Raw genomic sequence first — 22,936 nt, 5'->3', positions numbered from 1 at the left:
TATTCGCTCCTTTGTTTCATTTCTTGTCTTAATTGTATATGGAATCGAGTGGACAAACTATCGAACGAGATGACAACAGCATTACATTGTTGTAATAGAGTGACTAATGGAATGTAAGGGGCATTTTGTTATAAAAAAAATAGTACAGGTATATAAAGAGAGAGTGTAACAGTTTTGAAAATATAGTATACTGAAAATACAACACATGAAGAATTTAGGGAAAAGAAAGTATGGTGAAACCATTTGGCTACCAAGCATAATCAAATTTTAGAACATATTAATAGCCTACCGGTAGGGCATAAAATTTCTGTAAGGCAAATTGCGAAAGATTTGAGTGTAAGTGAAGGGACAGCTTACCGTGCAATTAAAGACGCAGAAAATAAAGGATATGTTAGTACAATTGAACGTGTCGGAACAATTCGAATTGAACAAAAGAAGAAAGAGAATATCGAAAAACTGACATATGCAGAAGTCGTTAACATTGTCGATGGCCAAGTGCTTGGGGGCAGAGAAGGACTACATAAAACATTAAATAAATTCGTAATCGGGGCTATGAAATTAGAAGCGATGATGCGCTATACAGAAGCGGGGAACTTGCTTATCATCGGGAACCGTACGAATGCACATCAATTAGCATTAGAAACAGGGGCTGCTGTATTAATTACAGGTGGATTTGATACAGAAGAGCATGTGAAAAAGTTAGCAGACGAATTAAAGCTTCCAATTATTTCGAGTAGCTATGATACATTTACGGTCGCAACGTTAATTAACCGTGCAATTTATGATCAACTTATTAAGAAAGAAATTGTACTCGTTGAAGATATTTTAACACCGATTGAAGAAACGTTATATTTAAAGCCAAGTGATACTGTGCAGAAATGGCATGAGTACAATGAAGAGACGATGCATGGACGTTATCCAATTGTGGATGAAAATAAAAAGGTGTTAGGTATTGTAACTTCAAAAGATATGATTGGTGTCGTGAAAGAAACACCAATTGATAAAGTGATGACAAAGCATCCAATTACGGTGAACGGAAAAATGTCTGTCGCAGCTGCAGCACGTATGATGGTGTGGGAAGGTATTGAGTTACTTCCTGTTGTGGAAGAAGGGAATAAATTGCAAGGGATCATTAGTCGCCAAGATGTACTTCAGGCGTTGCAAATGATTCAACGTCAACCGCAAGTTGGGGAAACAATTGATGATATTGTAACGAACCAATTTATGACGCCGAAAGAAGCTAAAAATGAGCATTTGTATCAATTTTCAGTGACGCCACAAATGACGAATTCAATCGGGACGTTATCTTACGGTGTATTCACAACAATTGTGACAGAAGCAACAAACCGTGTCATTCGTGCGCAGAAGAAGAGCGATTTAATTGTTGAAAACTTAACCATTTATTTCGTTAAGCCAGTTCAAATTGATAATGTTGTATCAGTTCATCCGAAAGTATTAGAAATTGGGCGTAAATTTGGTAAGATTGATGTAGAAGTGCATCATGAAGGTAATGTTGTCGGGAAAGCGTTACTTATGGTGCAATTGATCGATAAATAAAAAGATGGAACAAATCGCTTTGGTTTGTTCCATCTTTTTTGTTTTATTGGATTTGGAAGCTGTTGCTAAAGATGTGGAAGAGTTTTAGCGGGAAATATATATAAGGAGAGATGATTGTATAATTAGAAAAAACAGAATATTAATCCATTTAGAGTGTATACTATGATATAATTAGATTGTAAGATAATGGATGTCGGAAGGGGGATGCAATATGTCATCAGAATTACTCTTTTTTGTTGGTATCGCACTCTTTTATTTCCTTGTGATGATACCAATTCAATACTTATACTTACAAGGATTAAATGAAAAAAAGAAACGAACAGGATTATCTCAGCAAGAACTATACAAACAGATGTCTTTTGGAGAAGAACAATTACATTTTCACGTGCAAGGTAATCCCTTTAATATACCATCTGCGTTTGTTGCATATATGATTTTGAAAGTGAAGGGACGTAAAAAAGCATCACAATGTTGATGCTTTTTTTACGTTGTTTTATAAGATTCGGCTTCTTTGACTGCTAATGGTAGAAAGTGTTTATATTGGCGGAATCCATTAAATGTACTCGCGCTGCCAAGTAAAATAAACAAAACACCAACGATAATGCGTGCAGTTGAAAGTTCTAAAAAGAATTGGTTTATCCCAAAGAATAGGACGAATAAGCCGAGTGCCATTGCGGATTTTCCAGAGAGCCAACCTTTCTCCATTGGACGGTTTGTACGAAAGAATTTTGTTTTATAGAAGAGGTACAACACAAATGAGATGATAATACAAAAGACGAATACTGGCATAATACACGCTCCCATCGATTGGTATAAAAATAACAATTTAGAAAAAAGAAAAATCTAAACTTTCTAACTTTTATTATAAAGCAATTGTTCGCATGTATGAAATGTTTTCCGTTATAATGGGGGATAAAGTGAAACTTTAATTAGTGTGGGGAGATCCCACGTGCTAATTATTAGCCCTCACCAATCGGGCTTTTACGTGCATCCAGGCTCCAAATTAATTTTGCCCCATTGTTTTTAATACTTTTGAGGTGGGAGTCTTATTACACGTTAATGCGGGATAAAATGAAGAAGTTGAATAAAAAGGAGATTATACATATGCATGAGCAAATTTTAGGAGCAATTAAAGAGTTTGATACAATTATTATTCATCGTCATGTACGTCCGGATCCGGATGCGTTAGGTTCTCAGTGCGGACTTGGTACAATTCTGCAAGAATCGTTTCCAGAGAAAAATATTTATATGGTTGGGTACAACGAGCCTTCTTTATCGTTTTTACGAGTAATGGATGATATTGAAGATAGTGTATATGAAGATGCACTTGTTATCGTTTGTGATACAGCGAACCAAGAGCGTGTTTGTGATCAGCGTTATGCAAAAGGAAAGATGTTAATTAAAATTGATCATCATCCGAATGAAGACCCGTACGGAGATATTACATGGGTGGATACGACAGCAAGTTCTACAAGTGAAATGATTTATGAATTTTACAGTTATGGAAAAGATAAAGGATTAACGATTTCAAAGGAAGCAGCTCGCCTTATTTTAGCGGGTATTGTTGGAGATACAGGTCGTTTCTTATTCCCGAATACAACAGCGAAAACACTTCGTTACGTAAGTGAGCTTGTTGAAATGGATGTTAAATTTACGGATTTATACAATGAAATGTATAAGACAAAAGAAAAAATCGCTCGTTTAAACGGTTATATTTTACAAAACTTCACGATGGTAGAAGAAGGCGCAGCGTACATTAAATTAACGAAAGAGGTACTAGAAGAGTTTGATGTACTTTCTACTGAAGCATCTGGTGTTGTCGGAGCACTTGGTAATATTGATGGATTAAAGGCATGGGTTCTATTTTTAGAGGAAGATGATGTTATTCGTGTTCGTCTTCGTTCAAAAGGACCAGTTATTAATAAGTTAGCAATGCAATATAATGGCGGAGGACATCCGATGGCTTCTGGTGCAAAAGCATCTTCTTGGGAAGAAGCAGATCGCCTGTTTGCTGATTTACGTGAGCTGTGTAGATAAAAATTGTATGTTGAACGAAAGAGAAGGAGAGGCACTGAAGCCCTCCTTTTTTTATTTTTCTTTCTCTATATCAATACTAATTTCAAGTACGGTATCAAAAGAGACTGTGTCTACTTTAAAGCGGTATATACGATCGTAATGTTTGTACGTTTTATTTTCGATGACTTTTTTGAGCAGGTCTTTATTTTTTGCGATGCTTTGAATGTTTTTCGTTAAAAGATGCTGGAGATCATTATGGATAGAAGTGGTCATGTTTTCAAGTGTAAGATTGTCTAAATCATATTTTTTTCGATTTATAATTTTTATTTTGATTTCTTGAATTGTTAAGAGCCGTTTATTTTCTGTGTTCAATTTCTCTTGGTCTTCGAGAAGGACGTGGAGTTTTGCTTCTTGTTTTTCGATAATTTCTTTTTGTTCTGCTATTTTACTAGTTTGTTCTTCTTGAAAAACACCGTATATGTACAAGAAAACAAACCAGCTCAACACTCCTCCAACAGCAGCGCCAGCTAAAACTAAATACCACCTTTTGGCTGTATTGGCACTGGGTACTCTCATACATGTTCCTGTGTAAGCCATTTAATAATAATAAGACCAGTTTGCATACCGCCAGTTGCAAAAAAAATAAGGAGAATTTGTTTTACGATATCTTTTATATCTCCGCCAAAGAAGCTTCTTTCAAAGCTATAAAAGGTATCGAACGTTCCGCCAATTGCTGCAACGAGTGCCCAAATTCTTAAATTTTGGGCGAATTGATTAATATAAGTTAGAGTTGGTTTTCCGATGAGAAATGCACCAAATCCGCCAATTAATGAACCACCAAGTATAACTCCAAAGGCAATAAAATAACTAATAATAAGCAGAGAGAAAAAAGTATGTTCTCTTACATCCATCGTCATTCCCCTTTCTTCTTCATATATATGGACAAAGTATGAGAAGTATGTTTTGATTTCCGCTTTCCTCATCACCTATAATAAAAGTAGTCACATAGGTAAAGAGAGGGTACAACAGTGAAGTTTGTGCATTTACAATGTCAAACCGTTTTTAGTTTATTAAAAAGTGCTTGTAAAATTGATGAGCTTGTCATTCGGGCGAAAGAGCTTGGATTTTCATCGCTGGCCATTACAGATGAAAATGTTATGTATGGAGTTATTCCGTTTTATAAAGCATGCAAGAAAAATGGTATACAGCCTATTATAGGCTTAACAGCTTCTATTTTTAGTGAAGAAGAAGAAAGGTCTTATCCACTTGTCTTACTTGCTGAGAATGAAATAGGCTATCAAAATTTATTAAAGATCTCTAGCAGCATTATGACGAAGTCAAAAGAAGGTATCCCGAAGAAGTGGCTTGCTCATTATGCGAAAGGGTTAATTGCAATTTCACCAGGGAAAGACGGAGAGATTGAACAGCTATTATTAGAAGACAAAGAGAGTCAGGCTGAAGAAGTAGCTCATACGTATCAAAATATGTTCAGCAATTTTTATATAAGTTTGCAGCATCATGCAATTCAAGATGAACTGCTTTTACAAGAAAAACTGCCTGAATTTATTAATAAGGTAAACGTTCCAGTCGTTGCAACAAATGATGTTCGCTATATTAATCAAAGTGACGCACTTGTTCATGAATGTTTATTATCTGTTGAAGGCGGAACGAAAATGACTGATCCAGATAGACCAAGAATGAAAACGGATCAGTATTATTTAAAGTCATCGGATGAAATGGGAGCACTATTTTCTCATGCTGAGGAAGCGGTTCAAAATACAATAACAATCGCGGAACGTTGCCAAGTAGAAATTCCTTTCCATGTAAATCAATTACCGAAATTTCCTGTTCCATCTAACGAGACGAATGATACGTATTTGCGCCGTGTTTGTGAAGAAGGCTTGCAGAAACGTTATGGTACGCCGAAAGAAGCGCATATAAGACGTTTGGATCATGAATTAAATGTTATTTCTCGTATGGGATTTAGCGATTATTTCCTCATCGTATGGGACTTTATGAAATATGCACATGAAAATCATATTTTAACTGGGCCAGGCCGTGGATCGGCAGCTGGTTCACTCGTTTCTTACGTATTAGAAATTACAGATATTGATCCGATTGAATATGAATTATTATTTGAAAGGTTTTTAAACCCTGAACGTGTGACACTTCCAGATATTGATATTGATTTTCCAGATATAAGACGTGATGAGATGATTCGATATGTGAAAGATAAATATGGTCAGCTTCGTGTTGCTCAAATTGTAACGTTCGGAACTCTTGCAGCGAAAGCCGCAATTAGAGACATTGCTCGTGTAATGGGGCTCCTGCCAAGAGATATTGACATATTTTCAAAACTTATCCCATCAAAGCTTGGTATAACGTTAAAAGATGCATATGAGGAATCGCAATCGCTTCGTGAGTTTATACAAGGGAATCTTTTGCATGAGCGTGTGTTTGAAATTGCAAAACGTGTAGAGGGATTACCGCGTCATACGTCTATTCATGCAGCTGGCGTTATTATGAGCCAAGAACCGTTAACGGGAAGTATAGCGATTCAAGAAGGGCATAACGATGTCTATGTTACGCAATATCCAGCTGATGCATTAGAAGAACTTGGATTGCTCAAGATGGACTTTTTAGGCTTACGTAATTTAACGTTACTTGAAAATATTATAAAGTTTATTGTTGAAAAAACTGGGAAACAAATTGATATAAGAAATTTACCTCTGCAAGATGAAAAGACGTTTCAATTGTTAGGAAGAGGGGATACAACAGGTGTATTCCAGCTTGAATCAGGTGGTATGCGAAATGTACTTCGTGGGTTAAAACCGAATGAATTTGAAGACATAGTCGCTGTTAACTCGTTATACAGACCAGGACCGATGGAACAAATTCCAACCTTTATTGAATCGAAGCATGGGAAAAGACGAATTGAATATTTACATCCGGATTTAAAGCCGATTTTAGAAAGAACATACGGCGTAATTGTATACCAAGAACAAATTATGCAAATCGCATCGAAGTTAGCTGGATTTTCGCTTGGAGAAGCAGATTTGCTGCGCCGTGCAGTGAGTAAAAAAAATCGTGATATTTTAGATCAAGAACGTAAGCATTTTGTTCAAGGTTGTTTGGAAAACGGATACGATGAGACATCTTCAGAACAAATTTATGATTTAATTGTAAGATTTGCGAATTACGGTTTTAACCGAAGTCACGCTGTAGCTTACAGTATGATCGGATATCAGCTTGCATATTTAAAAGCAAATTATACGCTGGAATTTATGACTGCGTTATTATCAAGTGCAATTGGAAATGAAGATAAGATTGTGCAGTATGTACGAGAAACGAAGCGGAAAGGTTTTCACGTTTTACCGCCGTCTCTTCAGAGAAGTGGTTACAACTTCCAAATAGAAGGGAATGCGATTCGATATAGTTTACTTTCGATTCGGAATATCGGAATGGCTACCGTGACGGCATTACTCGAAGAACGAGAGGAAAAAATGTTCGAAGATTTATTTGAGTTTTGTCTTCGTATGCCATCAAAATTTGTAACAGAGCGAAATTTAGAAGCGTTTGTCTGGTCTGGTTGTTTTGACGGTTTTGGTGTTTCGAGGACGACGTTATGGAGAAGTCTTAAAGGAGCGTTGGAGTATGCAAATCTTGCACGTGATTTTGATTTAGGGGATGCTGTTCCGAAATCAAAATACGTACAAGGAGAAGAGCTATCCTTTATTGAACAGTTAAATAAAGAGAAGGAAGCACTCGGTTTTTATTTATCTAGCTATCCGACAGCGCAGTATGCGGAACTAGGAAAAGAATTAGAAATTCCATCTCTTGCTCAGGCGATGCGACATAAGAAAAAAGTACAAAGAGCGATCGTATATATAACAAGTGTGAAAGTTATTCGTACGAAAAAGTTGCAAAAGATGGCGTTTATTACATTCTGTGATCAAAATGATGAAATGGAAGCCGTTATTTTTCCAGAAACGTATATACATTTTTCGGACAGGTTACAAGAAGGTGCAATCGTTTTAGTTGATGGTACGATCGAGCAAAGAAATCATAAGTTGCAATGGATCGTGAATGGACTATATCCGCTAGAAGAAATGGATGTTTATGAAGGAATGAAAGAAGCATCTGTTTACGTGAAATTGCCGTCTCAATATGAAAAAAAGCTTGTAAATCAAGTTACAAAAATATTGTTTGATTATTCAGGTTTTACGAAAGTACTAATTTATTATGAAAAGGAACATAAAATGGTACAATTATCTCGAAGTTTATCGATTCATCCAAGTGAAGAATGTCTAGGAGCACTTCGTGAAATTGTCGGTGACGAAAATGTCGTTGTGAAAATATAATGGACAATTTCCCTACACTTCGATTATTATAGTAGTAGTGTTCGTGGTCAGACCACTTGGAGAAATTGATATCAGCAAGCATAATTTGAGGAGAGTGGATAGTTTGTCAACACTTCGTGAAGAAGCACTTCACATGCATAAAGTGCATCAAGGAAAATTAGAAACTGTATCAAAAGTAAAAGTAGAAAATGCAAAAGATTTAAGTCTTGCATATTCTCCAGGGGTTGCAGAGCCTTGTAAAGAAATTTATGACGATAAAAGTAAGGTATATGAATATACAATGAAGGGAAATATGGTAGCAGTTGTGACAGATGGAACGGCTGTACTTGGTCTTGGTAACATTGGACCTGAAGCATCTCTTCCAGTAATGGAAGGTAAAGCTGTATTATTCAAGAGCTTTGCTGGTGTAGATGCATTCCCGATTGCCTTAAATACAAACGATGTAGATAAAATTGTTGAAACTGTAAAATTAATGGAGCCAACTTTTGGCGGTGTAAACTTAGAAGATATCGCAGCGCCAAACTGCTTCGTTATTGAAGAACGTTTGAAAAAAGAAACAAACATTCCAATATTCCATGATGATCAACACGGAACAGCTATCGTAACAGTAGCAGGCCTTGTGAACGCGCTGAAGTTAGTTGGAAAGAAAATGTCTGACATTAAAGTTGTCGCAAATGGTGCAGGTGCAGCAGGTATTGCAATCATTAAACTTTTATATCGCTATGGTGTACGTGACGTTATTATGTGTGACCGTAAAGGTGCAATCTATGAAGGTCGTCCTGTCGGTATGAATCCGGTGAAAGATGAAGTTGCAAAATATACAAATAAGAGTCGTATAGAAGGTTCTTTAGCTGACGTTTTACAAGGTGCGGACGTATTCATTGGTGTATCTGCAGCAGGTGCATTAACTGAAGAGATGGTTCGTACAATGAATGACGATGCAATTATTTTTGCAATGGCGAATCCGGTTCCAGAAATTATGCCAGAATTGGCAAAAGCAGCGGGCGCAGCTGTTGTTGGAACAGGTCGTTCTGACTTCCCGAACCAAGTAAATAATGTACTAGCGTTCCCAGGGATTTTCCGCGGTGCACTTGATGTACATGCGACACAAATTAATGAAGAAATGAAGATGGCAGCTGTACAGGCCATTGCAGAGCTTGTATCAGAGGATGAGTTGAATGCAGATCATATCATTCCAGCACCATTTGACGCGCGTGTAGCGCCTCAAGTAGCGGCTTACGTTGCGAAAGCAGCAATGGAGACAGGAGTAGCTCGCCGTCAAGTAGATCCAAATGAAGTCGCTGAGAAAACAAAACAATTAGCGCTGATTGGTAAAGAATAAGCGAGGAATTTCCATTGACATCATCAAATACAAAAGTATATCTCGAAATTGTAAAAAAAATCCGTTCCATTATGGAAGAGGATTGTTTAGTAGCAGGGGATCGTTTGCCATCTGAGCGTGAGTTAAGTTCACGCTTAAATGTTGGACGTTCCTCTGTAAGAGAAGCATTACGTGCGTTAGAACTGGTAGGATTAATTGAAACGAGACGTGGTGAGGGAACGTTTATTCGAAACTTTTACGATAACGGTCTTGTACAATTAATTGCTCCGTTCTTGCTGCAAGATGAGAAAACAATTCGTGATTTATTACAAACAAAACGATTGCTTGAGAAAGATATGATTCGACTTGTATGTAATTTACCGAAAGAAACGTTTTCTGAAGTACTAAGTAAATTACACCAAGTGCTTGAAGAAAACGAAAGCTCAATTCCGGTGCTTCATCAAACGTTCTTTAAAACACTTATTGAACAATTCGATAATTATTTACTCTATCGCATTTGGATGATCGTAAATGATTACGTTGCAACTCTTTCTTGTGAAGTTTCAGGAGATTCTATCGAAATGTATAGAAAGCTTTATGCTACTTTGGAAGCGAAACAAGAAAATGATGCGTTAAAAATTTACGATGAATTAGTAGAGAATATACAGTTTCACTCGTAATGTATAAAATTTGTCGAAATGACCATGACACGTTATGACAAACATTCTACCGCATAGCGGTTAAAGTTAAACGTAAAGAGAGAGGTTATTAGACAGATTGAGAAGATAAGGCTAACATCAAACATTGGTGTTAGCCCCATTTTCTTCTTACGCTAACCTTAGCTCTCAATGAAGGGGGTCAAATTGTGCTAAGAGATTTATTCGTGAAAAAGAAAAAGTACGCTGCAATACCTTCAGAACAAGTACGAAAAGATGTACCAGATGGCGTTATGACAAAATGTCCGAAATGTAAAAAAATCATGTATACGAAAGAGCTTCTTAAAAATTTAAAAGTATGCGTGAATTGTGGATATCATCATCCGATGAATGCATGGGAACGCCTTGATAGTATATTGGACGAAGGTTCATTTCGTGAGTATGACAAAGAGATGGTTTCACTAAATCCACTTGAGTTTCCGGGATATGAAGAGAAACTAGAAAACGATCGTAAGAAGACTAAATTGAATGAAGCGGTTGTAACTGGTGAAGGAACAATTGATGACATGCTTGTTGTTGTTGCAGTAATGGATTCTCGTTTTCGAATGGGCAGCATGGGCTCTGTTGTAGGAGAGAAAATTGCCCGTGCGGTTGAAAAGGCATACGACTTACAAGTTCCATTTATTATCTTTACTGCGTCGGGTGGTGCTCGTATGCAAGAAGGGATATTAAGTTTAATGCAAATGGCAAAAACAAGCGTAGCTTTGAAAAAGCATAGTAATGCAGGAGGGTTATTTATTTCTGTTATGACTCACCCAACGACGGGCGGGGTTTCAGCGAGTTTCGCTTCACTTGGTGATTACAATCTTGCAGAGCCAGGTGCACTTATCGGATTTGCTGGTAGACGCGTAATTGAACAAACAGTGCGTGAGAAACTGCCGGAAGATTTCCAAACGGCAGAATTTTTACTAGAGCACGGTCAATTAGATGCGGTGGTGCATCGTGATGATATGAGAGAATCACTCCGTAAGATTTTAGAAGTTCATCAAGGGGGGGAAATGGCTGTATGGCAGAGCTAGAATTTGAAAAACCAGTTGTTGAGCTAAGAAATAAGATTCGTGAACTGAAAGACTATACGAAAAACAGCCAGATGGACTTCAGTGAGGAGATTCGTATTTTGGAAGACAAGCTAGAAAAACTAGAGGAAGATATATACGGCAATATGAAAGTATGGGACCGTGTTCAAATTGCTCGTCATGCAGAACGACCGACAACGCTCGATTATATTGAGCACTTATTTACTAATTTTTTTGAATGTCATGGAGATCGCCTATTTGGCGACGATGCAGCGATTGTCGGCGGCATTGCGAAATATAAGGGAATGCCCGTAACTGTAATTGGGCACCAACGCGGAAAAGATACGAAAGAAAATATTCGTCGTAATTTTGGGATGCCTCATCCAGAAGGATATCGAAAAGCACTGCGTCTAATGAAACAAGCGGAAAAGTTTAATCGTCCCATTATTTGTTTCATCGATACGAAGGGAGCTTATCCTGGTAAAGCAGCTGAAGAACGTGGACAAAGTGAGGCAATTGCCCGTAATTTATTTGAAATGGCGGGTTTAACTGTACCTGTTATTTGTATCGTTATCGGTGAAGGTGGTAGCGGTGGTGCGTTAGGTCTTGGAGTAGGAGATTACATTCATATGCTGGAAAATTCCACTTATTCTGTTATTACACCAGAGGGTGCGGCGGCGATTCTTTGGAAAGATGCTGGTAAAGCAAAAGAAGCTGCAGAAGCGATGAAAATTACAGCATTAGATTTGAAAGAATTAGGTGTAATTGACGAAATTATTCCAGAGGCAAAAGGCGGAGCACATCGTAATGTTTTGAAACAATCAGAAAATATAGATTTAATACTTAAGAAAACTTTTGAACAATTAAGCGGAATTTCGAAAGATGAATTAATCGAAAAACGTTATGAAAAATATATGAAAATTGGGCAAGTTTCGTTTTCAAACGCTTCCATTGGGATAAAATAAGAAAAGCGTGCGTTCCTCTTCGCGAATGCACGTTTTTATTATGAAAAGACACATCTTCTCCATTGTGTTTTTGTATTTTTTCGTGTTATTTTATTATAAGGCAAATAATCTTTATGAGGTGAGTACAAATGAAACGTATTGGTGTATTAACAAGTGGTGGAGATTCACCTGGTATGAATGCTGCCATTCGTGCAGTTGTTCGTAAAGCGATTTTCCATGATATTGAAGTATATGGTATTTACCATGGATACGCTGGTTTAATTTCTGGTCATATTGAAAAATTAGAACTTGGTTCTGTTGGCGATATTATCCACCGTGGTGGTACAAAATTATATACAGCAAGATGTCCTGAGTTTAAAGACCCAGAAGTACGACTAAAAGGAATCGAGCAATTAAAGAAACATGGTATTGAAGGACTTGTCGTTATTGGTGGAGATGGTTCGTACCAAGGCGCAAAAAAATTAACTGAGCAAGGATTCCCATGTGTAGGTGTACCAGGTACAATCGACAATGATATCCCTGGAACAGACTTCACAATTGGTTTTGATACAGCTTTAAACACTGTTATTGATGCAATTGATAAAATCCGTGATACAGCTACATCTCATGAACGTACATATGTTATCGAAGTAATGGGACGTCACGCTGGAGATATCGCATTATGGGCTGGTTTAGCTGATGGTGCAGAAACTATCTTAATTCCAGAAGAAAAGTATGACATGGAAGATGTTATCGCTCGTCTGAAACGCGGTAGTGAACGTGGTAAAAAGCACAGTATTATCGTTGTAGCTGAAGGTGTTGGAAGTGCAATTGACATCGGTAAGCACATTGAAGAAGCAACAAGCTTTGATACTCGTGTAACTGTATTAGGTCACGTACAACGTGGTGGATCACCAAGTGCACAAGACCGTGTATTAGCTAGTCGTCTTGGCGCAAGAGCAGTTGAATTATTAATTGCTGGTAATGGCGGACGTTGTGTTGGTATTCAAAATAATAAACTTGTTGATCATGACATTATCGAAGCGTTAGCTCAAAAGCATACAATCGATAAAGATATGTATCAATTATCTAAAGAATTATCTATCTAATCGGCTTAATGCCTTGTATTTGGGAACGGTTTCATAATTTTCGGAGGTGCAATATGCGTAAAACTAAAATTGTATGTACTATAGGTCCTGCTAGTGAAAGTATTGAGAAATTAGAGCAATTAATGGAAGCGGGTATGAACGTTGCTCGTTTAAACTTCTCTCATGGTAGCCATGAAGAGCATGGAGCTCGTATTAAAAATATTCGTGAAGCTTCAAAGAAAACTGGTAAAACAGTTGGTATCTTACTTGATACAAAAGGTCCAGAAATCCGTACACATGACTTCGTAGACGGACAAGCTGAGCTTGTAACAGGTGCAGAAGTAATTCTTTCTACTGAACAAGTATTAGGAACTGCAGAGAAGTTCTCTGTATCTTATGCTGGCCTTTATGATGATGTTGATCCAGGCTCTCGTATTCTAATCGATGACGGTCTTATCGAACTAGAAGTAATCGAGAAAGCTGACGGAAACATCCGTACAAAAGTATTAAACAGCGGAACTGTAAAAAATAAAAAAGGTGTTAACGTACCAAACGTAAGCATTAAGCTTCCAGGTATCACTGAAAAAGACGTGCAAGATATCGTTTTCGGTATCGAGCAAAAAGTTGATTTCATCGCAGCATCTTTCGTACGTAAAGCATCTGATGTATTAGAAATTCGTGAATTATTAGAAGGGCATAACGCTCAATACATCCAAATCGTACCAAAAATCGAAAACCAAGAAGGTATCGACAACATCGATTCAATCTTAGAAGTTTCTGACGGTTTAATGGTTGCTCGTGGTGATATGGGTGTAGAAATTCCACCAGAAGAAGTACCATTAGTACAAAAACGTCTAATCAAAAAATGTAACGTATTAGGCAAACCAGTTATTACTGCAACACAAATGTTAGATTCTATGCAACGTAACCCACGTCCAACTCGTGCGGAAGCAAGTGACGTAGCAAACGCAATCTTCGATGGAACAGATGCAATCATGCTTTCAGGTGAAACTGCTGCGGGTCAATACCCAGTAGAATCAGTAACAATGATGGCGAACATTGCAGTACGTGTTGAAAAATCATTACAGTACGAAGATATGTTCAAAAAACGTATTAAAGAATTCACTCCAACAATTACAGATGCAATTAGCCAATCTGTTGCGCACACAGCACTTGCTCTTGATGTAGCTGCAATCGTAGCTCCAACAGAAAGTGGACATACTGCGAAAATGATCTCTAAATACCGTCCAAAATCTCCAATCGTAGCTGTAACATCTGACGAGCAAGTAGGACGTCGTCTTGCACTTGTTTGGGGTGTACAAGCGTTTATGGCTGGGAAACGTGCAGCTTCTACTGACGAAATGTTAGATACAGCAATTCAAACAGGTATGGATGCAGGTCTAATCGGACTTGGAGACACTGTAGTAATCACTGCTGGTGTTCCAGTTGCTGAAACTGGTACAACAAACTTAATGAAAATCCATGTTGTTGGTGAAGAAGTTGCTAAAGGACAAGGAATCGGTCGTAAAGCTGCAAAAGGTAAAGTAGTTGTAGCGAAAACAGCTGCTGAAGCTGTAGCGAACGTAAACAAAGGTGATATCCTTGTTACAACAAGCACTGATAAAGATATGATTCCTGCAATTGAAAAAGCTGCTGCTCTAGTTGTAGAAGAAGGCGGTCTAACAAGCCATGCAGCTGTTGTAGGTGTATCAATCGGTATTCCTGTTATCGTTGGTGTAAACGGCGTAACAACAACTTTAAAAAATGGCCAAGAAGTAACAGTTGATGCAGCACGCGGAATTGTTTATAATGGACATGCGGAAGTGCTATAAGAAGTAATACGGAGAGAAGGATCGGAGTCCTTCTCTTTTTTTTACACAAAAAAGGATAGAGATAGCTCTAAATACCTGAAATCGCTTTTAAAAACGTTTATTATAATGTTTAGTGGAAGAGGGTTGTTTGTCCTTTGTGAAGCTTGTATGAGCGTTTTAAGGGGGTTTGCAAGGGTGGTACTTTCAAACCTTTTAAATGAAATATGAAGGAGTGCGAGCTATGAAGTGGTTACTGTTCTTACTTATTTTAGTGCCGGCGATTGAGATTACGGTGTTAATAGGATCGAGTCATGTAATAGGTTTATGGTCTACGTTCGCTATGATTGTATTTACGGGTATTGTGGGTGTATATTTGGCGAAACGACAAGGGTTTAAAGTACTTAGAGAGATTCAATTTAGGTTAAATAGAGGAGAAATGCCGGGTGATGCGGTTCTAGATGGGATTTTTATATTCGTAGGAGGTATTCTTTTAGTGCTGCCTGGATATGTGACGGATATAATAGGTTTTATCTTTGTTGTTCCTATAACGAGGGCTTTATTGAAGCCGGCTGTTATGAAGTGGATTGATTGGAAATTTAGAAAGAGAACTACTATTATTGTTCAGAAGTAACGCGTAGATTATAGCGATCTACGCGTTATTTTTTTATTTGCTATTTATAGTCAATTGTTAGCTTCCTGCTCGGGTTGGATTTTTGTTAGTTATTAAACGATAGGATGCAGAGGGTTCTTGTGAATGAAAAGTGTTACATTAGGATGATGTTTTTTGCTTGTAGTAAGATTCGACTAGTGAGCAGAAGTTAGACAGGAGAAGAAAAATTACTGATTAAAGGGTTCATCTGCCTTGTTTTGTATATTTATTCATTTACATAATAAGTAATAAATGTAAGTGATAATTATAAAGTATATAGAATAAAAATGTATTTTTGTCCTAAAATATGCGTTTTTATGCAAAAAAATAAGAGGATTATCCTTTTTTAGGAAATTCTCTTATAGATGTAGGTAGTACAAAAAAGTACAGTGAATAATCAGTGGGAATTTCCCACTGATTACAGTTGATTTTTTATTGTGTATGAATTAGGAAATATTATTTTGATGGTGAACCCTTAATGAATTTCCATAAGTCGTGGAATACATGAGCTTTGTGTAATGTATTAAGTAGTACTAATATGACTGGACCGATGATTAATCCTAAAAAACCAAAGAGCTTAAAGCCGACAAATAGAGCGATGAGTGTCGCTAATGGATCTAGTCCAATATTAGATGAAAGTACTTTTGGCTCCATGATTTGTCTTTGGACAATCACGACGATGTATAGGATGAGAAGACCGATGGCGAATGCAGTATCGCCTGTGAAAAATACGTATATAACCCAAGGAACGAAGACGGCTCCAGTTCCTAAATACGGGAGTAAATCTACAACCCCTGTAATAATCGCGATAGTAATTGCGTATGGCACGCGTAATATTAAAAGGCCGATTAGTACAATGATAGTTGTCATAGATACGAGTGTAAGTTGCGCTTTAACAAAACCAAACAAAGCTTTTCTTAAATCGACAAAAATAGTTTTTCCGTATCCATGCAAACGATTAGGTAGAAGTTTTCTTACTTTATGAGCAAGACGGTGCCAATCGTAACTAATGAAGAAGGTGGCTAATAAGACGAAGACAAGGACAGTTAAAGTTGTTGGTAATGCACTAATGAAATTTGTTAACCCACTTATAATGGCGGTTAAAAGTTCTTTCATTTGTGTCGTTGCTTCGGTGCCTAAGTTTTGAATGTTTTGTGTAATAGTGTATCGCTGTGGTTCTCCGAGATGATTAAATTTAGAGATTAAATCATCATAGAGAGGCATAATATGATTAAGTGCAAATTGTTGGGCGAATGCAACGATATCTGGAAACTTAACTGTAACAATTTGTAGTAAGTACGTTGTGGCAGATATTGCTTCAGTTACAAGGTATGTAACAAGTCCAACGATAGCTCCGAATACGAGAATTAAGCTAACGAGTACCGCTAATGCGCGAGGGAATTGTAGTTTTTGATTAAGGAAATTGACGACAGGATTAATCAAATAAGCGAATGCAAAAGCGATAATAAAAGGGTAGATAAGGCCTGACATGTACAGCAATGCATAGAACCCAACTACCGTTGCTACAATGACAAACATGAGTCGTAATATCATATATAGTAAGTTTCGGTTCAAAGATGTATACCTCCCATTCCAATTTGGATTATCCTAATTCGTTCAACTTATAACTAGTGAGATTCACTGATCAAAGTTTCACTTTATGTTATAGTGGAATGATGGATTTAGCCTGCTTCTGCAGCGGATTAATGACTACAGAAGCTTGTTGGTGATGCTTCTACTATATGGTAAAAACTTCATTTTCTCTCCTTTTTATTTTACCTGTTTCTTATTATAAAAGAAAGGAGAGACATCCGCTTTTAAATGTATATGCATGCTTTATTTTTTTCTGGTTAAAGTCTTGTTTGAAATTTTGAAATGCGCATGAAAATCAATTTGTTTCTTTATTATAATTGATAAATACGCATCGATATAGCATGTATAACGATAGGTTTAAAGGTATTTTTGTTTGGAAGCGAGTTCATTATTTTCAGAAAGGAAGTGCAAACATGATTAGTCAGTCAACGTTATTTTTATTCATACTACTTATTATAGGACTTATTGCTAAAAACCAATCGCTTACTGTAGCTATTGGAGTGTTATTCTTATTGAAGTTTACGTTTTTAGGAGATAAAGTCTTTCCTTATCTACAAACGAAAGGGATTAACCTTGGTGTAACAGTCATTACAATAGCAGTGCTCGTACCGATTGCGACAGGGGAAATAGGCTTTAAACAACTCGGAGAAGCAGCGAAATCGTATTATGCATGGATTGCTTTAGCCTCAGGTGTGGCGGTCGCTTTGTTAGCGAAAGGCGGCGTACAATTATTGACGACGGACCCACATATTACAACCGCACTTGTTTTTGGGACAATTATAGCTGTAGCTTTATTTAATGGAGTCGCTGTAGGTCCATTAATTGGGGCTGGAATTGCCTACGCAGTTATGAGTATTATACAGATGTTTAAATAAGGAATTTTATAGTAATATAAAATTTTTGAATTCTTTCTGTTCACAAAAGTCAGATAATTGTTTATAATAGGATTAGAAACTTTGAAAAGTTACATAACAGCAGAGACTTTACACCAGATAAAATAAAAACAACATAAAACAATTTTATAATGATATTGTTTTATGTTGTTTTTATCATAAACTCTTCGGAATTCATTTTCCTCACTAACTTGTTGTTCTGAGCGTGAGGATTCGGGGAGACATTCACGCTCATGCTTTCCATGTAAGCAATGGACAATAAGAGGGGAACATCGCAATAAATTTGCATGAACGTGCATTTTGCTTGCCTAAAGAGTGAACGAGCGTTCATAATTTATAAGGGGAGCAAATAGATATAAGGAGCAAGATTGGGAGAATTTTCAGGAAAAGGAGAGAATGTCATGACTGTTATTCGAGGTTTAGAAGGGGTAGTAGCAACAACATCATCTGTGAGCTCTATTATTGATGATACATTAACTTATGTTGGGTATAATATTGATGATTTAGCTGAGAATGCTACGTTCGAAGAAGTAGTGTACTTATTATGGCACCGCAAGCTTCCTAACGAAAAAGAACTAGCGGAATTTAGTGGAACAGTATCTGAATACTATAAAGTACCAGGTGAGATTTTAACATATTTGAAACAAGTAGATTTAAAAATCGCGCACCCGATGTCGGTTTTACGAACTGCGATTTCCATGCTATCATTATATGATGAGAGCGCTGAAATAATGGATGGAAAGTCTAATTATTTGAAAGCGGTTAAATTACAGGCTCAAGTCGGAACTTTAATTGCGGCTTATGCAAGAATTCGCAAAGGTTTAGATGTTGTTGAGCCAAGAAAAGATCTATCATTAGCTGCAAACTTCTTGTACATGTTAAATGATCGTGAGCCAAATGAAGTTGAAATTGAGGCTTTTGATAAGGCACTTGTACTTCATGCCGATCATGAGTTAAACGCTTCTACATTTACTGCACGTGTTTGCGTAGCTACACTTTCAGATGTGTATTCTGGTATTACAGCAGCAATCGGTGCATTAAAAGGTCCTCTTCACGGCGGGGCAAATGAAAATGTAATGAAGATGTTAACTGAAATTGGCGAAGAAGAAAATGTAGAATCATATATTCATAATGCTCTTCAAAATAAAGTGAAAATTATGGGATTTGGTCATCGCGTATATGAGCATGGTGATCCACGCGCGAAACACTTACGCGAAATGTCTAAGAGATTATGCGTGCTTTTAGGAGAAGACAAATGGTATAATATGTCTATCAAAATTGAAGACATTGTAACAAAAGAAAAAGGTCTTCCACCAAATGTTGATTTCTATTCAGCTTCTGTATACCATTGTTTAGGAATTGACCATGACTTATTTACACCTATCTTTGCAATTAGCCGTATGTCAGGCTGGTTAGCTCATATTCTAGAACAATATGAAAACAACCGTTTAATCCGTCCGCGTGCTGATTATGACGGACCGACACATCAAGTGTACGTTCCGCTAGCGCAACGATAAGCGAAAAACACTATTTTGATAGTGAAAATACGCTTTCAAAAGTCTGATTTTTTTGGGAAGATGTAATGATTAGAATATTTAAATTTGACTAACGGTTTGAACTGAGGGGTTATTCCCTCAGTTTCATACATATGAAATTTCAAACATGGGGGTTATCACATTGACGACAGGTGAAAAAATTACTGTAACTAATGGTGTTATGAATGTACCAAACAATCCGATTATTCCATTTATCGAAGGAGATGGAATTGGTCCTGATATTTGGGCTGCAGCATCTCGCGTAATAGAAGCAGCAGTTGAAAAAGCTTATGATGGTGAGAAGAAAATCGTTTGGAAAGAAGTGCTTGCAGGGGAAAAAGCATTCAACCAAACAGGCGAGTGGTTACCAGAAGAGACTTTAAATTTAATTCGTGAATATTTAATCGCAATTAAAGGTCCACTTACAACTCCAGTTGGTGGTGGTATTCGTTCTCTAAACGTTGCGCTTCGTCAAGAATTAGATTTATATGTATGTCTACGTCCAGTTCGTTACTTTGAAGGTGTTCCTTCACCTGTAAAACGTCCGGAAGATACTGATATGGTTATTTTCCGTGAAAATACAGAAGACATTTACGCTGGAATTGAATATGCACAAGGTTCTCCAGAAGCAGAAAAAGTTCTTGCTTTCTTAAAAGAAGCAATGGGTGTTAATAAAATCCGCTTCCCAGAAACATCAGGGATTGGTATTAAACCAATTTCAGAGGAAGGGACAAAGCGTCTTGTTCGCGCTGCAATTCAATATGCAATTAACGAAAAACGCTCTTCTGTTACATTAGTTCATAAAGGAAACATTATGAAATTTACAGAAGGTGCTTTCAAAAACTGGGGTTACGAAGTAGCGGAACAAGAATTCGGCGACAAAGTATTTACTTGGGCTGAATATGATCGTATCGTTGAAAAAGATGGTAAAGATGCAGCGAATAAAGCGATGGCAGACGCAGAAGTGGCTGGGAAAATCATCGTAAAAGATTCTATTGCAGATATCTTCTTACAACAAATTTTAACTCGTCCACGTGAGTTCGATGTTGTTGCAACAATGAACTTAAATGGAGACTACATCTCTGATGCACTTGCTGCACAAGTAGGTGGAATTGGTATTGCACCTGGTGCAAACATTAACTATGTGACTGGACATGCTATCTTTGAAGCTACACATGGTACAGCTCCAAAATATGCAGGTTTAGATAAAGTAAACCCATCTTCAGTTCTTCTTTCAGGTGTATTATTATTAGAGCACTTAGGATGGAACGAAGCTGCGAATTTAGTAACTGATTCAGTTGAGAAAACAATTGAATCAAAAGTAGTAACTTATGATTTCGCGCGCTTAATGGAAGGTGCAACAGAAGTAAAATGTTCTGAGTTTGCTAATGAACTTATTAAAAACATGGATGTAGCGATAATCAAAAACGCATAATTAAAGCGGGGGGTAAATTATGACAATCAAACGCAAGAAAGTTTCAGTCATCGGTGCAGGATTTACAGGAGCAACAACAGCATTCTTATTAGCACAAAAAGAACTTGCAGATGTTGTATTAGTGGACATTCCACAGCTGGAAAATCCAACAAAAGGGAAAGCGTTAGATATGTTAGAAGCGAGCCCAGTACAAGGTTTTGATGCTAACATTATTGGTACATCTGATTACGCAGATACTGCTGATTCTGACGTTGTCGTTATTACAGCAGGTATTGCGCGTAAGCCTGGTATGAGCCGTGATGACTTAGTAGCAACAAACTCTAAAATTATGAAAAGTATTACGCGCGACATTGCAAAACATTCACCAAATGCGATTATTCTTGTATTAACAAATCCAGTTGATGCAATGACATATTCTGTATTTAAAGAAGCAGGATTCCCGAAAGAGCGTGTTATCGGTCAATCGGGTGTATTAGATACAGCTCGTTTCCGTACATTTATTTCACAAGAGTTAAACCTTTCTGTGAAAGACATTACAGGATTTGTTCTTGGTGGACATGGTGACGATATGGTACCTCTTGTACGCTATTCCTATGCAGGTGGCATTCCGTTAGAAACATTAATTCCAAAAGAGCGTTTAGAAGCAATCGTAGAACGTACACGTAAAGGTGGCGGTGAGATTGTAGGCTTATTAGGAAACGGTAGTGCATATTACGCACCAGCAGCTTCTTTAGTTGAAATGACAGAAGCGATCTTGAAAGATCAACGCCGTGTATTACCAGCTATTGCGTACCTTGAAGGTGAATATGGTTATAGTGACCTTTACTTAGGGGTACCAGTAATTCTAGGTGGTAACGGAATTGAAAAAATTATTGAATTAGAACTTCTTGCAGATGAGAAAGAAGCGTTAGATCGCTCTGTAGAATCTGTACGTAACGTTATGAAAGTTCTTGTTTAATAATTAAATATAAGTAGAAAAAGATTCGGGGCCCCGAATCTTTTTCTACTATATATTGAAATGTTTTTTTGAAATAATATGAAAACGCTATCATTTGGTGTATCCTATAATGAAACTATAGACTTATACTATACATTGCCCTCATCACAGTAAATTTCGGATAAGGTATCGCTTTTAGTAGGATAATAAGGTGAAAAAATCGGAGGGGGTTGTAACATGTTAAAGAAAAAAGTTCAAATTGGTCGTAGAATGGATGAAATTACAGTAGGAGAGAAATTATCTATCACTGAAAAAATTGAGGATAAAGATTTGTTATTGTACTTAGGGTTAACGAATGATGCCAATCCATTATATATTCAGCATGATTACGCATCCCAAACTCCGTATGAAAAGCCGATTGTCCCAAGCATTATGCTAACGGGACTGATTACAACGGCGGTTACGAAATATTTACCAGGTCCAGGTAGTCATATTACTAGGAAGGACCTTACGTTCGTGAAACATGTTCACCATTATGAAACGTTACAAATCCACTTTGAAGTTGTGGCTGTTTCAGAGGAGGAACATACAATTGATATGCTTGTATTTGCTCATGATGAAAAAGGAGAAACTGTTGTAAAAGGTTCATTAACAGTAACACCACCTTTTAAATCTGTTTCCATTATGGAAAAAGCATTAGATAATTTTTAAAAAATGAAAGTTAGAATGATATAAAAGTAGCGTTAGTCATATTCTTATTAAGGGTATGCTAGCGCTACTTTTTGTTTGGAAAGGGTGATATAACTGTGAAATGGGAGAGGGAAGACATTATTTTTGAAACGATAAGAGAAGCTGAAGTATGGGCCGATTCAATCGCGAATGAAATGTACGGGAAAGTATTTGATGGATATGAAACACCAGATTATAAAATAGCGTATGCTCTTTCGTTTTTCCTAGCGCAAAATCGAGAGTTTATAGTTCATACGGAAGAAGAGTTTAAAATAGATAGATTCATCTATAAAGTTTGGATAGCGACCGGATAGAGGGAATGAAGTTACGATTGC

The 22,936-nt window shown here is 37.1% G+C and carries 21 protein-coding genes; 17 read left to right on the top strand and 4 right to left on the bottom strand.

What is annotated here, in order from left to right:
* Positions 1-243: 243 nt before the first annotated feature.
* Together SB773_RS13465 and SB773_RS13460 are read left to right on the top strand one after the other, a co-directional pair.
* Positions 244-1,557, top strand: coding sequence for a CBS domain-containing protein (locus SB773_RS13465; RefSeq protein ID WP_060752088.1), 1,314 nt, complete (start codon positions 244-246; stop codon positions 1,555-1,557).
* A gap of 211 nt (positions 1,558-1,768) precedes the next feature.
* Positions 1,769-2,032, top strand: coding sequence for a DUF3949 domain-containing protein (locus SB773_RS13460; protein WP_410590345.1), 264 nt, complete (start codon positions 1,769-1,771; stop codon positions 2,030-2,032).
* An 8-nt stretch (positions 2,033-2,040) separates the two neighbouring features.
* Here SB773_RS13460 and SB773_RS13455 read toward each other — a convergent pair whose 3' ends face one another.
* Positions 2,041-2,346, bottom strand: coding sequence for a YtpI family protein (locus tag SB773_RS13455; RefSeq protein ID WP_002088950.1), 306 nt, complete (start codon positions 2,344-2,346; stop codon positions 2,041-2,043).
* Positions 2,347-2,661: 315 nt separating this feature from the next.
* Here SB773_RS13455 and SB773_RS13450 point away from each other — a divergent pair, with 315 nt between their 5' ends.
* Positions 2,662-3,594, top strand: a complete 933-nt coding sequence (locus SB773_RS13450; RefSeq protein WP_044442234.1) for a DHH family phosphoesterase — start codon at positions 2,662-2,664, stop codon at positions 3,592-3,594.
* A 51-nt stretch (positions 3,595-3,645) separates the two neighbouring features.
* Here SB773_RS13450 and ytrI read toward each other — a convergent pair whose 3' ends face one another.
* Positions 3,646-4,149 (bottom strand): sporulation membrane protein YtrI, encoded by a 504-nt coding sequence (gene ytrI, locus SB773_RS13445; RefSeq protein WP_002088948.1) that lies wholly within the window; start codon positions 4,147-4,149, stop codon positions 3,646-3,648.
* Positions 4,146-4,559, bottom strand: coding sequence for a YtrH family sporulation protein (locus tag SB773_RS13440; protein WP_080784575.1), 414 nt, complete (start codon positions 4,557-4,559; stop codon positions 4,146-4,148). Before SB773_RS13440 ends, ytrI begins: the two co-directional genes overlap by 4 nt.
* A gap of 42 nt (positions 4,560-4,601) precedes the next feature.
* On the opposite strand from SB773_RS13440, the gene dnaE reads away from it, so the two are divergent.
* From dnaE to SB773_RS13400, 8 genes are all read left to right on the top strand, one after another.
* The gene (gene dnaE / locus SB773_RS13435) at positions 4,602-7,934 is read left to right on the top strand and encodes a DNA polymerase III subunit alpha (RefSeq protein WP_060752091.1); all 3,333 of its coding nucleotides are present in this window, start codon (positions 4,602-4,604) and stop codon (positions 7,932-7,934) included.
* Positions 7,935-8,067: 133 nt separating this feature from the next.
* The gene (ystJ, locus tag SB773_RS13430) at positions 8,068-9,276 is read left to right on the top strand and encodes an NADP-dependent malic enzyme (protein ID WP_161793975.1); all 1,209 of its coding nucleotides are present in this window, start codon (positions 8,068-8,070) and stop codon (positions 9,274-9,276) included.
* Positions 9,277-9,290: 14 nt separating this feature from the next.
* Positions 9,291-9,935, top strand: coding sequence for a FadR/GntR family transcriptional regulator (locus SB773_RS13425; protein ID WP_113734121.1), 645 nt, complete (start codon positions 9,291-9,293; stop codon positions 9,933-9,935).
* A 185-nt stretch (positions 9,936-10,120) separates the two neighbouring features.
* Positions 10,121-10,990: an acetyl-CoA carboxylase, carboxyltransferase subunit beta gene (gene accD, locus SB773_RS13420; protein WP_002015500.1), complete on the top strand. Its 870-nt coding sequence runs from the start codon at positions 10,121-10,123 to the stop codon at positions 10,988-10,990.
* Positions 10,978-11,952 carry an acetyl-CoA carboxylase carboxyl transferase subunit alpha gene (gene accA / locus SB773_RS13415; RefSeq protein WP_410590341.1) on the top strand — a complete coding sequence of 325 codons (975 nt, stop codon included), beginning with the start codon at positions 10,978-10,980 and terminating at the stop codon, positions 11,950-11,952. The genes accD and accA overlap by 13 nt, the downstream gene beginning before the upstream one ends.
* Positions 11,953-12,080: 128 nt before the next feature.
* Entirely contained in the window at positions 12,081-13,040 is a 960-nt protein-coding gene (gene pfkA, locus SB773_RS13410; protein WP_002034288.1) for a 6-phosphofructokinase, read from the top strand.
* A gap of 53 nt (positions 13,041-13,093) precedes the next feature.
* Entirely contained in the window at positions 13,094-14,851 is a 1,758-nt protein-coding gene (pyk, locus tag SB773_RS13405) for a pyruvate kinase (RefSeq protein ID WP_060752092.1), read from the top strand.
* 220 nt (positions 14,852-15,071) lie between these two features.
* A complete protein-coding gene (locus SB773_RS13400) occupies positions 15,072-15,461 on the top strand; it encodes an FxsA family protein (RefSeq protein ID WP_002088939.1) in 390 nt (129 codons plus the stop codon).
* A 474-nt stretch (positions 15,462-15,935) separates the two neighbouring features.
* Here SB773_RS13400 and ytvI read toward each other — a convergent pair whose 3' ends face one another.
* Positions 15,936-17,054, bottom strand: a complete 1,119-nt coding sequence (gene ytvI, locus SB773_RS13395; RefSeq protein ID WP_002143350.1) for a sporulation integral membrane protein YtvI — start codon at positions 17,052-17,054, stop codon at positions 15,936-15,938.
* A gap of 431 nt (positions 17,055-17,485) precedes the next feature.
* Here ytvI and SB773_RS13390 point away from each other — a divergent pair, with 431 nt between their 5' ends.
* The 6 genes from SB773_RS13390 (at position 17,486) to SB773_RS13365 (ending at position 22,915) form a co-directional block, all read left to right on the top strand.
* On the top strand, positions 17,486-17,947 hold the full coding sequence (locus SB773_RS13390) for a DUF441 domain-containing protein (protein ID WP_000625507.1): 462 nt from the start codon (positions 17,486-17,488) through the stop codon (positions 17,945-17,947).
* A gap of 386 nt (positions 17,948-18,333) precedes the next feature.
* Positions 18,334-19,482, top strand: coding sequence for a citrate synthase (gene citZ, locus SB773_RS13385; RefSeq protein ID WP_002015492.1), 1,149 nt, complete (start codon positions 18,334-18,336; stop codon positions 19,480-19,482).
* A gap of 160 nt (positions 19,483-19,642) precedes the next feature.
* Positions 19,643-20,935, top strand: a complete 1,293-nt coding sequence (gene icd / locus SB773_RS13380) for an NADP-dependent isocitrate dehydrogenase (protein WP_002088934.1) — start codon at positions 19,643-19,645, stop codon at positions 20,933-20,935.
* Positions 20,936-20,954: 19 nt separating this feature from the next.
* Entirely contained in the window at positions 20,955-21,893 is a 939-nt protein-coding gene (gene mdh / locus SB773_RS13375) for a malate dehydrogenase (RefSeq protein WP_002034284.1), read from the top strand.
* A gap of 216 nt (positions 21,894-22,109) precedes the next feature.
* A complete protein-coding gene (locus SB773_RS13370; protein WP_002015489.1) occupies positions 22,110-22,583 on the top strand; it encodes a MaoC/PaaZ C-terminal domain-containing protein in 474 nt (157 codons plus the stop codon).
* Positions 22,584-22,678: 95 nt separating this feature from the next.
* On the top strand, positions 22,679-22,915 hold the full coding sequence (locus SB773_RS13365) for a hypothetical protein (RefSeq protein ID WP_410590336.1): 237 nt from the start codon (positions 22,679-22,681) through the stop codon (positions 22,913-22,915).
* Positions 22,916-22,936 lie beyond the last annotated feature (21 nt).

Origin of the sequence: Bacillus sp. SIMBA_074 (genome assembly GCF_046534555.1) — a bacterium.
In the GTDB taxonomy this organism is placed as follows: Bacteria; Bacillota; Bacilli; order Bacillales; family Bacillaceae_G; genus Bacillus_A; species Bacillus_A mycoides.
This window is presented reverse-complemented; position numbering and strand designations above follow the sequence as displayed.

Coding starts and splice junctions, on each gene's coding strand:
- pfkA (WP_002034288.1), top strand. CDS start 12,081: ATGAAACGTATTGGTGTATTAACAAGTGGTGGAGATTCACCTGGTATG.
- SB773_RS13390 (WP_000625507.1), top strand. CDS start 17,486: ATGATTAGTCAGTCAACGTTATTTTTATTCATACTACTTATTATAGGA.
- SB773_RS13370 (WP_002015489.1), top strand. CDS start 22,110: ATGTTAAAGAAAAAAGTTCAAATTGGTCGTAGAATGGATGAAATTACA.
- ytrI (WP_002088948.1), bottom strand. CDS start 4,149: ATGAGAGTACCCAGTGCCAATACAGCCAAAAGGTGGTATTTAGTTTTA.
- mdh (WP_002034284.1), top strand. CDS start 20,955: ATGACAATCAAACGCAAGAAAGTTTCAGTCATCGGTGCAGGATTTACA.
- SB773_RS13455 (WP_002088950.1), bottom strand. CDS start 2,346: ATGCCAGTATTCGTCTTTTGTATTATCATCTCATTTGTGTTGTACCTC.
- SB773_RS13450 (WP_044442234.1), top strand. CDS start 2,662: ATGCATGAGCAAATTTTAGGAGCAATTAAAGAGTTTGATACAATTATT.
- ystJ (WP_161793975.1), top strand. CDS start 8,068: ATGCATAAAGTGCATCAAGGAAAATTAGAAACTGTATCAAAAGTAAAA.
- SB773_RS13400 (WP_002088939.1), top strand. CDS start 15,072: ATGAAGTGGTTACTGTTCTTACTTATTTTAGTGCCGGCGATTGAGATT.
- SB773_RS13460 (WP_410590345.1), top strand. CDS start 1,769: ATGTCATCAGAATTACTCTTTTTTGTTGGTATCGCACTCTTTTATTTC.
- pyk (WP_060752092.1), top strand. CDS start 13,094: ATGCGTAAAACTAAAATTGTATGTACTATAGGTCCTGCTAGTGAAAGT.
- accA (WP_410590341.1), top strand. CDS start 10,978: ATGGCAGAGCTAGAATTTGAAAAACCAGTTGTTGAGCTAAGAAATAAG.